Genomic DNA, 11,875 nt, shown 5'->3' with positions numbered 1-11,875 from the left:
ACCATGGCACAGCACGATTATATAAATAAAAAGCCTGCAGGCAGAAACAGTAAAAAAAACGCACCGGCTAAAAAGCCCTTTCCTATCCTATTAGTTATTGTAGCTCTCATACTCGTTGCCAGTTTTGCTTACGGATTATGGTTTATAAAAAGTAATGCCGATCCAAAACTGGTAGAAAAACAAGCTAATCCAACTGCGCCTGCAAAAGTAGACGTTGTTATTCCTCGTACACCGGAATTTATTAAAGAAATAAGAGAACACGAAATTCAAGTTGAAGTAAGAGAGCTTGAGCAAAAAGGTCCTTATGTTATGCAGTGCGGTTCGTTCAGAACTCATGCACAAGCTGAATCGTTAAAAGCTAAAATCGCATTTGCAGGGCTTATTTCTGAGATAAAACAAGCTAAAGGCAGCAATGGCACTTGGTATAAAGTACGTTTAGGCCCTTATAAAACCAAACGCCAGGCCGAAAGCGATAAAAACAAACTTAAACGTGTAAAAATAGTCGGCTGCGGAATTTGGGGCTGGACTTGAAAATAAACCATTCACCCATATAACCTCATCATAATCGTTTTTTACGAGTTGCCTCTGCAGCTCGATGATGAGGAATAACATGACTACTATCGTAAGTGTTCGCCGCGGCGACAAAGTTGTAATTGGCGGCGATGGCCAAGTTTCGCTTGGTAACACCGTAATGAAGGGCAACGCCCGTAAAGTTCGACGTCTTTATAATGGCAAAGTAATCGCTGGTTTTGCCGGTGGTACTGCTGATGCCTTCACTCTTTTCGAGCGTTTTGAAAGCAAATTAGAAATGCATCAAGGTAACCTAACTAAAGCCGCAGTAGAAATGGCTAAAGATTGGCGCAGCGACCGTGCACTTCGAAAGCTCGAAGCTCTGCTCGCTGTAGCAGACGAAACAGCCTCTTTAATTATTACCGGTAATGGCGATGTGGTTCAACCTGAAAACGACCTAATTGCAATTGGCAGTGGTGGTAACTTTGCACAATCAGCTGCAACTGCCCTTTTAGAAAATACAGATTTAAGCGCTCGTGAAATAGTAGAGAAAAGCTTAACTATTGCAGGCAACATCTGCGTATTTACTAATAACTTCCAAACAATCGAAGAATTATAATAGGAACTATCATGTCTGATATGACCCCAAGAGAAATTGTTCACGAGCTAGATCAGCACATTATAGGTCAGGCTAAAGCAAAAAAAGCAGTGGCTATCGCACTTCGTAATCGCTGGCGTCGCATGCAATTAAATGATGACTTACGCAGCGAAGTAACACCAAAAAATATTTTAATGATTGGTCCAACAGGTGTAGGTAAAACTGAAATTGCCCGCCGTTTAGCAAAACTTGCTAACGCCCCTTTTATTAAAGTAGAAGCAACTAAGTTCACTGAAGTTGGCTATGTTGGTAAAGAAGTTGAGACTATCATCCGCGATTTAGTTGATGTATCAATTAAAATGACACGTGAGCAACAAACTAAAAAGTTTAAACATCGCGCCGAAGAAGCAGCAGAAGAGCGTATTTTAGATGCACTTTTACCACCTGTTAAAGATCAATATGGTGAAAGCCAACGCGACGATACTTCATCTACTCGCCAAACATTCCGTAAAAAATTACGTGAAGGTCAATTAGACGATAAAGAAATCGAAATAGACTTAGCACAAGCTCAACCAAACGTAGAAATTATGGCCCCTCCTGGTATGGAAGATATGACCAACCAGTTACAAAGCATGTTTCAAAACATGGGCGGCGATAAACGTACTAAGCGTAAACTAAAAATCAAAGAAGCCTTCAAACTATTAACGGAAGAAGAAGCCGCTAAATTAGTAAACCCTGAAGAGCTAAAAGAGCAAGCTATTTTTGCAGTAGAGCAAAACGGTATTGTGTTTATTGATGAAATAGACAAAATTTGTAAGCGCGGCGATTCGTCAGGCCCAGATGTGAGCCGAGAAGGTGTTCAGCGCGACTTACTACCGCTAATTGAAGGCTCAACAGTAAACACTAAACACGGAATGGTTAAAACTGACCATATGCTGTTTATTGCCTCTGGTGCATTTCAGATGGCGAAGCCATCAGATATGATCCCAGAGCTACAGGGCCGCTTACCGATTCGAGTAGAACTTGAAGCACTTACTGCAGATGACTTTAAACGCATCCTTACAGAACCTCATGCATCGCTTACCGAGCAACAACGAGAACTGCTTAAAACTGAAAAAGTTAATGTTGAGTTTAGCGACGATGCAATTGAGCGTATTGCCAAAGCAGCTTGGCAGGTCAACGAGAAAACCGAAAACATCGGTGCTCGTCGTCTACACACTGTGATGGAAAGATTGATGGAAGAAATTTCATACGATGCTTCTGAAAAAGCAGGTTCGTCATTAGTAATCGACGCCGCTTATGTTGAAAAACATCTTGGTGCACTTGTTGAAGATGAAGATTTAAGTCGCTTCATTCTTTAATTGATACCCTTTATACTAAAAGCCTCCAGATTGGGGGCTTTTTAATGGGATATATTAAATGAAACACGTAACAAAAGTGCATTACCACAGTGTGAGTAAAAATCTAGATGTTTACTTTGATGATGACAGTAAAGCTGTATTTAGATGTGAGTTTTTACGTGTACACTCCCCTTCAGCTGAAGTGCAAGGCCATGGCTCTGGCCCAATGAAGCTAGTACTTAATAAGCAAGCTGTAGGAATAAAAAGTATTATACCGGTTGGGCATTACGCACTTCGTTTAGATTTTGACGATGGCCATAACAGCGGACTATTTAGTTGGCGCTACTTTGAAAAACTACAACAGCAACAAGATACGTTATGGAGTGAATATTTAGCGCGGGTAACTGAACACGAAAAAAGTAAAGATAGCGTGCCTATAAAGTTTGTTCCTTAACCTTATGGGTAATTTTAAGCGAGCCTACTAAGCTGAAAAATCATTAATAATACCAGGCCTTTAATTTTTCACGCTTTTCCATAAGCCTTTGTGTAACGACTCTGTATTATTCCATTGTTTTTTAATCAACCAATTAATTAATGGTGCAGGATCGCTGGGGTAATTTATTTGCTTGTTTTGCGGCGCGCTATTCCAATCGTCAAGGGCTTGTGGGTTTAAATTGTTCATAACATGTGCCATGCCCATGGCAAATAAAGTTTGTGCGTTTGCTGCTTGCTCAAACTGACCATCTAAAGGCTTTAATAGTAACTTTTTACCTAACTTAAGCGCTTCACTGGCAAGCTCAAATCCCGCATTACCAATAACGCCACTTGTGTTTGCTAAGTCGTTTAAAAAACCAGAGCGTGAAGGGGCTCGTAAATGAATATGCCCAAAAGACTGATTGCTGGCATTTGGGTGATAACAATAAAATTCTTTTTCGGGAAAATCTTTTAAATAATCAACAACGCTATCTAAATTTTCAAAAGGTAAATATACCAATACCTTGTTCATTACTGCTACAGGGTTGTCATGATTATGATGAGCAATAAAAGGCGGTATTATATTATTTGCAAATGGTTGCCAGTGCACGCCTAAGTAGGTAGTCGCTGGTGCATAATGCTTGATAAGTGATTTTCTCAGTACACCACGACCAAACATAGGTACGTTATCTGACAAAAATGCGGCTTGATGACTAATGCCAATAACGGGGATACCTGCCCATTTTGCAGCCCATGCTGTAACAGGCTCAAAGTCGTTAAGTACAAAATCGTACTGTTTCATCTCAAGCGCTTTTATATCACGCATCAATTTACAAACTCGCATGTTTTTAAGTGTTTTTAAATTTTTAACTTGCCCATTTTCAGTACTAAACGATAAACCACGATACGCTTTATAATCTGAGAATTGGTGCATATCAAAGTAATCTTTATTTGCGCGCCCTGAAAACACATAATCAACATCAATACCGAACTCATTAAAGCAGCTTGCCATAACCCTAGCCCGTGTTATATGACCATTACCGGTACCTTGTACTCCATACAATATTTTCATGCAGGCACCACAAGTGCTAACGCAAATAAACCACAAAAACTACCAATTGTTGCGCCTATTATAATATCTGCAGGAAAGTGCACACCTAATACCACACGAGACATAGCAACGCCGGTAGCCCAACTAAATAGTAGTAATGCATATTCTGGAAAAAAATGGCTTAATATAATTGCCACTAAAAAAGCAGCAGCACTGTGACCCGAAGGTAAACTAAATTTATCGCTTGGTACTATATAGGCGTTTGTAACCAAACAGTCGCATGGACGGATTCTGGCAAATCTATTTTTCGCTAATAAGTAAATAGGTCTCTCTATAACAAAACCAATTAATATAGTGACAGGCAATAACTGATGCTGCTCATTATTACTAAGCCACCATACAGCTAAGCACACCAATACATACAATCCACCATCACCACTTTTAGATAATCCAAACGCTATTGCTTTAAACCACCTTGGTGAATTGCAATTAAACAAAGTTAAAAATAATTGCTCATCTATATGAGTTACCTTTTTAAGCATATTATTATTCATCACCATCCCTCATTGCATAATATATGAACACCGATTTAGCTTATGTGCTGTAAATAACAATTGAGTGACGCTTTTAATACACTATTATTGCGATTAATGATTTAGCGCTTGTTTTGCCTAAATTTACTGCGATTAAGTCGTTGTTATTGCTTATAAGGAGGGTATACTGAGATATAAATTAATGTACCTTTTGAGGATAAAATAATGGATTACAGCACTTCTGATTTATGCGACCACTTTGCTGACGTGGTTGACGTGCTAGAGCCTATGTTCATCAACTTTGGTGGTCGACACAGCTTTGGTGGCCGCATTAAAACGGTTAAATGTTTTGAAAATAATGAACTCATCCGCGAATTACTTTCTCAAGATGGTACAGACCTAGTACTTCTTATTGACGGTGGCGGCTCAACTCGTCGCGCACTAATCGATATTGAACTGGCTGAGCTAGCACTTGAAAACAACTGGAATGGTATTGTTGTTTACGGCGCTGTACGCCATGTTGATGAGCTTGAAGAACTTGATTTAGGCATTCAGGCAATTGCTTCTATTCCTGTTGCAGCCGACAGCGAAGGTGCTGGCGAAGATGCCATAGGTGTTAACTTTGCTGGGGTATCATTTTTTGATGATGATTTTATTTATGCCGACAGCACAGGCATTGTTTTATCTGCAGAAGAATTAGAGTTGGAAGTTGTAGAAGTATAACGTGACCTCCCACTTAAAAGTATATGATGAAAGCGCGGTTAGAACACTTTGCTCTACCCGCGCAAATGAGAAAAAAGCATGGCAAGCAATGGCCTTGCTCGACACTCAAGTAAATCTGCAACAAGCACTCATTGACGCTGCTCAATTTGGTATTCGCTACGTACTCCTCGGTATTTGCGAAGATATTGGCCCCAAGGCAAATTTAGGAAATGGCGGTGCAAACGAAGCATGGCCGGCTTTTTTAAAGCGCTTTTTAAACCAACCTCACAATCAATTTATTGCCACTCAAAAAGTACTTTTATTGGGTGAAGTAAATACTGATGATTTAATGGCGCAAAGTAACCAACTTAATAACCGACAAGCCCAGCAGTTAACTCAATTGCGAGATTTATGCCAACAACTTGATGAACGCGTAGAGTCAGTATTAAGCCTTATTTTTAAAGCGGGGCTTGAGCCTATAGTGATTGGCGGAGGTCATAATAATTGCTTGGGAATTATTCGTGCGCTAAGTAAGTCAAAAAACACGCCTATTAATGCTATTAACTTTGACCCTCATGCAGACTTTAGAGAATGTGAAGGTCGCCATAGTGGTAATGGATTTCGCTACGCTTATAACGAGCAGCATCTAAGTAATTACCATGTTATTGGCTTGCATGAATTAAAAAACAATCAAGCAATTATAGATGCAATGAAAGACGCTAACTTTAAGTTTGATAGCTATCAATCAATACACGTTAAGCGAAAAGTAACGCTTACGCAGGCAATTGAAAACGCACTGAATAGTTTTAACGATTTACCACTGGGTATTGAAGTTGACTTAGATAGTATTACTTACATGCCTGTTAGTGCGTACACATGCTGTGGATTTAGTGTAAGCGACACCGAGCACTTTGTACATTTAGCTGCAAGTAACCGCCACGCTAAGTATTTACACTTGTGTGAAGCCGCTCCCAGCCAGCATCCTAATGGAGTAGAAACGGGTATTACGCATGTAGGGCAAGTAATAAGTGCGCTTGTAAATAGTTACCTACAAGCCAAAGAAAACACCTAACGCTGCTGCGCTTGTCGCCACTCTTTTAGCCAGCTCATCAAACCAATGCTACTTAGCGGGTGACCAAAGTAATAACCTTGGGCAGCATAACCTTTTAAGCTTTTTACAAACTTAAGTTGCTCAAGTGTTTCTACCCCTTCAAAAATCACTTTTGTTTTTTGTTGGTTATGCATTTCAACCATTCCGCTAACTAAACTGCGTATATTGTTTTGATTACTAAAGTCAGCGGTAAGTGAAGGTGAGACCTTAATATACTCTACCGCTAAACTTGGTAACTTAGAAAGCAGTACCGGGTTATCACCAAGTCCATCAACACATACTTTTAAGCCTATGTTATTAAGCCTTGCGATCATGCCTCTGCCTTTGTCATCTAGTCCCGCAAAAATATGCAAAGGGCACTCAACAATTAAATCGCCAGCTTCCAAGTGATGCTCACTTAAAACAACATCAACAAACTCAATAAACTCTTCGTTAAGCATTTCAGGACCAAATACGTTAATGCTAAGCGGTATAGAAATACCTTCTATTCTAAGCGCCATTGCAAGCTCAGCGGCTCTCTCTATTACAAATTTAGCAAGCGGATAGCCAAGCCCTGCAATTCTTATATCGTCGATAAATCTGTTAGCGGATAAAATCCCTTGCTTAGGGTGCTGCCAACGCAGTAGTAATTCTAAAAACTCAATCTGACCATTTTCGTTACAAATAATAGGCTGAAAATAAAGCTCTAACTCGCTCGAAAAATCAATATTTGCTAATTCTTTTAGTCGCGCTTGTTGCTCTCGCAATTCAATCATCATTTGTTGATGATAAGGCACAACCTTGCGGTCTGGGTGGCTATCGAGTGCCAGATATGCGTACGATATTAAATTATCAAAGTTGTTATCTTGCTCAATACAATCAACATAACTCGCTCTCGCTTTTACTTCTACAGTGCAGTTAGCAACATTAAATGGCTTAAGCGTTGCACCCAGTATTTGGTCAATAATTAATTCATGTAAGTGTTTTTGATTCGCGAAGCTACAAATAAATGCAAAGTTAAGCCCCCCTAAGTGGGCTAGCTTTTCTTGCCCAGTTAAAATCACTATTTCGTCACTTGAAAGTAGCTCTTTTATTCGATTAGCCGATTGCGCTAACAGTATATCGCCAAAGTCGCGTCCAATATGCTGGTTAACTTGCTCAAAGCCTTCAAGGCGAATAACTATTAATGCTGCGCTTATTTGTTTGTTGCCGCACCATTCATAGTAGCCTTGGCGTAACTGTTTTCTATCTGCAAAAACTGAAAGCGGAGACTCTTCAACAAATGCATCACCTTCAGGTTCTGGCTCTATAACGACTTCTATTTCACTGTTTTCATCATTTAAAAAGCCAACAATAGCTAATAATAATATTGCTAACACAACCCAAAATAGCGGAACTTCCAATAATAAATGAGCTGAAAATAGAACAACAAATAAAAGACCAGCCATTGAGCTGGTAATTATCATACTCCAATTATTGCGCTCAAATGCTTGCCATAAGTGAAAACAAAACCCAAAGGCTAGTAAAATAGCAAGCCAAGCCGCACCGCTGCTTAAAATAGCTAAACCAACAGCTGCTGTGCATAAATAGCTAAATTTAATACTGGTATTTTTAACAGCAAATAAAGTGGCGATCATCGCCATTAATAGTGCACCACTAAAAAATATTGGGAAATTACTGTCGGTTAGTATGTTCAAATTAACGGCATCCGTATTCGCTAAAAAAGTTTAAACCAAGTTATATGTGGGTAAAAATAATACAAACTAATTAATTCTACCCAAAATCCATAAATTTAACAGTTTATTTACGCCAAATTGGTAACTTAATTGTGATGGGTGACTTATTTGCCAATGCGCAATATCAGCTCTTGCGCCAACCTTTAAAATACCACGGTCGTCTAACCCTAGTGCTTTAGCAGCATTTCGAGTGACACCAGCTAATGCTTGCTCAGGTGTTAATCTAAACAATGTGCATGCCATATTCATCATCAAGTGCACTGAACATAGGGGAGATGTACCTGGGTTAAAATCACTCGCAATAGCTATCGGTACTTTATATTGATTAAGTAATTCAATAGGTGGGATTTTAGTTTCTCTTAAAAAATAAAATGCACCTGGCAATAACACCGCTACCGTCCCAGCGTCTGCCATGGCTTTTACACCCTCTTCATCTAGATGCTCAATATGATCTGCCGAAAGGCCATTAAACTGCGCCACCAGCTCAGCACCATGTTGATTAGATAACTGCTCAGCATGGCATTTTACTGGGAGATTATGCTTTTTAGCCGCCTGGAAAACACGTTTGGTTTGCGAATAACTAAACCCTACATTTTCACAAAATACATCGACTGCATCAGCAAGATTATTAGCCACTACCTGATCAAGCATGTCGGTACACACTAAATCAATATATTCATCAGCACGGCCTTTGTATTCAGGCGGTAGAGCATGCGCCCCTAAAAAAGTAGTTTTAATATCAATAGGATGATGCTCACCTAATAAACGAGCGACTTCTAATATTTTTATCTCGTTTTCAGTATCTAGCCCATAGCCCGACTTTATTTCAGCGGTGGTTACACCTTCTTTTAACAACGTATTTAAGCGATCTTTTGCATCAACAAACAATTGTTCACGGTCGGCTGCTCTCGTCGCTTTAACCGTACTTGCTATGCCACCACCTTGTGCTGCGATTTCCTCATAGCTTACGCCTTGCAAGCGCTGCTCAAACTCTTGCGATCTTGAACCTGCAAATACTAAGTGCGTATGACAGTCTATTAGGCCCGGCGTTAACCATTGCCCTTTTACACTCAATGTTGGCGTTGCAAACACATCAAAACTAGGCAATGTTGATTGCTCTCCAATCCACGCAATTTTACCATTTTTAATGGCTATCGCAGCATTTTCAATTGCGCCATAAGGGGCATTTATATTGCTATCCATAGTGGCAATATTGGCGTCAGTTAAAAGTAAGTCGATTTCTTCTAACTCATAATTTTGTGTTGTGCTTTGCATTTTACAGCCCTTTTTACGCCCAGAGTGATGAAAATATAGTCTAACAACCCATCTTGTATATACAAGGTAATTATGTCATCTTATTTATATAGTTTATTTTTAATGTAACCATAAATTTAATGACGACACCTAAATTTGCGCAAATCAAACAATTCATTGTTGATAAAATTCGCAGCGGTACGTGGCAAGAAAACCAACGTGTTCCCTCTGAAAACGAACTAAGTAGTCAATTTAATGTAAGCAGGATGACGGCCCGCAGAGCACTAAGCGAATTAACCGAGGCAGGTATTTTAACCCGCAGCCAAGGGTTAGGTACATTTGTAGCTACATTTAAATCTCAGTCATCGTTACTTGAAATAAAAAATATTGCTGATGAAGTAAAAGAGCGTAACGGCAACTACACCTGTAGTGTACTCATACTCGAATCAATGAATGCAGTCGCACCTATTGCCATTGCACTTGGTGTTGAGGTTGACAGTGTTGTATATCGAAGTGTACTTGTGCATAACGAAAACGACAGCCCTTTGCAGCTAGAAGAGCGTTTTGTAAATCCTGCCCTTGCGACTGGCTACTTACAACAAGACTTCAGCATGCTTACACCTCATGAATATCTATCTAGTGTTGCCCCACTTACCCAAGCAAGGCATACCGTAGAGGCCATTATGCCAAACAGCGAAATGTGCCAATGGTTAAACTTATATAATGAAGAACCATGCTTACAAGTAATCCGACGTACCTGGTCTGTTAAAGGCATTGTGAGCTTTGCACGCCTTGTATCACCAGGCAGTAAATATCGCTTAGGTGGCCACTTAACATTTAAAAAATAACAAACGATAGCGCTTACTGCGCTTTTTTATAACAAATCACCTTGTATATACAACAGGAGCAAAACATGAACAACCGACTCGACACAAGTCGCGTAATACGTGCACCTCTCGGCGATAAAATAAGTGCTAAAAGCTGGCAAACAGAAGCTGCTAAGCGCATGCTAATGAATAATTTAGACCCTGAAGTAGCAGAACATCCTCATGCACTTGTTGTATATGGTGGTATTGGCCGAGCAGCTCGTGATTGGCCAAGTTATGACAAAATTATAGAAACCCTCGATAGACTCGAAAGCGACGAAACCCTGCTTGTACAATCAGGAAAACCCGTTGGTGTATTTAAAACCCACAGTAATGCACCTCGCGTGCTTATTGCTAACTCAAATCTTGTTCCACACTGGGCAAATTGGGAGCACTTTAATGAGCTCGATAAAAAAGGCTTGATGATGTACGGGCAAATGACGGCGGGTTCTTGGATTTATATTGGCTCGCAAGGCATAGTACAAGGAACTTACGAGACCTTTGTAGCTATGGCAAAGCAACACTTTGCAGGTAGCGCTAGTGGTAAGTGGGTATTAACAGGTGGTCTTGGTGGTATGGGCGGTGCGCAACCACTTGCAGCTACAATGGCTGGCTTTAGTGCACTGGTTGTTGAATGTGATGAAAGCCGTATCGATTTTCGTATAAAAACAGGCTACGTTGATGTAAAAGCAACGAACCTTGAACACGCACTGCAATTAATAACCGATGCATGTGTTAAAGGTAAAGCCCTCTCAGTGGGTTTACTAGGTAACGCTGCCGATATTTTTAGTACACTGGTTAAAACAGGCATTACCCCTGATGTAGTCACAGATCAAACATCTGCTCACGATCCATTAAATGGTTACTTACCACAAAACTGGACAATGGAGCACGCTGCAAAAATGCGTGAGCAAGATCCAAAAGCCGTAGTAAAAGCGGCTAAACAATCAATGGCAGTCCAAGTTAAAGCGATGCTGGCACTACAAAAAGCCGGTGCCGCCACTACTGATTACGGAAATAATATTCGTCAAATGGCGCTTGATGAAGGTGTTACCAACGCGTTTGATTTTCCTGGATTTGTACCCGCCTATATTCGCCCTTTATTTTGTGAAGGTATTGGACCATTTAGATGGGTAGCATTATCGGGCGACCCTGAAGATATATATAAAACCGACGCTAAAGTAAAAGAGCTTATTCCTAATGATGCACATTTGCATAACTGGCTTGATATGGCGCGGGAACGCATTCAATTTCAAGGTCTACCTGCACGTATTTGCTGGGTTGGCCTAAAAGATAGAGCGCGCCTTGCACTGGCCTTTAATGAAATGGTTAAAAATGGCGAACTTAAAGCCCCTATCGTTATTGGTCGTGACCACCTCGACTCGGGCTCAGTTGCCAGCCCTAACCGCGAAACAGAAAGTATGAAAGATGGCTCAGATGCAGTATCAGATTGGCCACTACTCAATGCACTGCTTAATACCGCAAGTGGCGCTACTTGGGTGTCTCTTCATCATGGTGGCGGTGTTGGTATGGGCTTTAGCCAACACTCTGGTGTGGTTATTGTTGCAGACGGAACAGATGAAGCTAAAGAGCGTATTGCTCGCGTACTGTGGAACGACCCTGCAACGGGTGTAATGCGCCATGCTGATGCCGGATACGACATAGCAAAAAACTGCGCTAAAGAACAAAATTTAGACCTACCTATGTTAAACGAGGAATGA

12 protein-coding genes are annotated in these 11,875 nt (G+C 40.4%); 8 read left to right on the top strand and 4 right to left on the bottom strand.

Annotated features, from left to right (window positions below):
- Positions 1–3 precede the first annotated feature (3 nt).
- From EU510_RS09760 to EU510_RS09745, 4 genes are all read left to right on the top strand, one after another.
- Positions 4–531: an SPOR domain-containing protein gene (locus tag EU510_RS09760; RefSeq protein WP_149593344.1), complete on the top strand. Its 528-nt coding sequence runs from the start codon at positions 4–6 to the stop codon at positions 529–531.
- Positions 532–610: 79 nt separating this feature from the next.
- Entirely contained in the window at positions 611–1,129 is a 519-nt protein-coding gene (gene hslV, locus EU510_RS09755; protein ID WP_002958366.1) for an ATP-dependent protease subunit HslV, read from the top strand.
- Positions 1,130–1,140: 11 nt separating this feature from the next.
- Positions 1,141–2,469: an HslU--HslV peptidase ATPase subunit gene (gene hslU, locus EU510_RS09750; RefSeq protein WP_149593343.1), complete on the top strand. Its 1,329-nt coding sequence runs from the start codon at positions 1,141–1,143 to the stop codon at positions 2,467–2,469.
- 58 nt (positions 2,470–2,527) lie between these two features.
- Positions 2,528–2,902 (top strand): gamma-butyrobetaine hydroxylase-like domain-containing protein, encoded by a 375-nt coding sequence (locus EU510_RS09745; RefSeq protein ID WP_149593342.1) that lies wholly within the window; start codon positions 2,528–2,530, stop codon positions 2,900–2,902.
- Between the two features lie 60 nt (positions 2,903–2,962).
- Here EU510_RS09745 and EU510_RS09740 read toward each other — a convergent pair whose 3' ends face one another.
- Positions 2,963–3,994: an MJ1255/VC2487 family glycosyltransferase gene (locus EU510_RS09740; protein ID WP_149593341.1), complete on the bottom strand. Its 1,032-nt coding sequence runs from the start codon at positions 3,992–3,994 to the stop codon at positions 2,963–2,965.
- Positions 3,991–4,530: a phosphatase PAP2 family protein gene (locus tag EU510_RS09735; protein ID WP_149593340.1), complete on the bottom strand. Its 540-nt coding sequence runs from the start codon at positions 4,528–4,530 to the stop codon at positions 3,991–3,993. The genes EU510_RS09740 and EU510_RS09735 overlap by 4 nt, the downstream gene beginning before the upstream one ends.
- A gap of 201 nt (positions 4,531–4,731) precedes the next feature.
- Here EU510_RS09735 and rraA point away from each other — a divergent pair, with 201 nt between their 5' ends.
- Together rraA and EU510_RS09725 are read left to right on the top strand one after the other, a co-directional pair.
- Complete coding sequence (rraA, locus tag EU510_RS09730) at positions 4,732–5,229, top strand: ribonuclease E activity regulator RraA (RefSeq protein WP_002959955.1); 498 nt, start codon at positions 4,732–4,734, stop codon at positions 5,227–5,229.
- Between the two features lies 1 nt (position 5,230).
- Positions 5,231–6,280 carry a formimidoylglutamase gene (locus EU510_RS09725; RefSeq protein WP_149593339.1) on the top strand — a complete coding sequence of 350 codons (1,050 nt, stop codon included), beginning with the start codon at positions 5,231–5,233 and terminating at the stop codon, positions 6,278–6,280.
- Here EU510_RS09725 and EU510_RS09720 read toward each other — a convergent pair.
- Positions 6,277–7,941: an EAL domain-containing protein gene (locus tag EU510_RS09720; RefSeq protein WP_149593719.1), complete on the bottom strand. Its 1,665-nt coding sequence runs from the start codon at positions 7,939–7,941 to the stop codon at positions 6,277–6,279. The two genes, EU510_RS09725 and EU510_RS09720, sit on opposite strands and share 4 nt — an antisense overlap.
- Positions 7,942–8,061: 120 nt before the next feature.
- Positions 8,062–9,309: an imidazolonepropionase gene (gene hutI, locus EU510_RS09715; protein ID WP_149593338.1), complete on the bottom strand. Its 1,248-nt coding sequence runs from the start codon at positions 9,307–9,309 to the stop codon at positions 8,062–8,064.
- 119 nt (positions 9,310–9,428) lie between these two features.
- On the opposite strand from hutI, the gene hutC reads away from it, so the two are divergent.
- Both hutC and hutU read left to right on the top strand, forming a co-directional pair.
- On the top strand, positions 9,429–10,136 hold the full coding sequence (gene hutC, locus EU510_RS09710; protein ID WP_149593337.1) for a histidine utilization repressor: 708 nt from the start codon (positions 9,429–9,431) through the stop codon (positions 10,134–10,136).
- Positions 10,137–10,201: 65 nt separating this feature from the next.
- On the top strand, positions 10,202–11,875 hold the full coding sequence (gene hutU, locus EU510_RS09705; RefSeq protein WP_149593336.1) for a urocanate hydratase: 1,674 nt from the start codon (positions 10,202–10,204) through the stop codon (positions 11,873–11,875).

Source organism: Pseudoalteromonas sp. FUC4, assembly GCF_008370255.1.
GTDB lineage: Bacteria > Pseudomonadota > Gammaproteobacteria > Enterobacterales > Alteromonadaceae > Pseudoalteromonas.
This window is presented reverse-complemented; position numbering and strand designations above follow the sequence as displayed.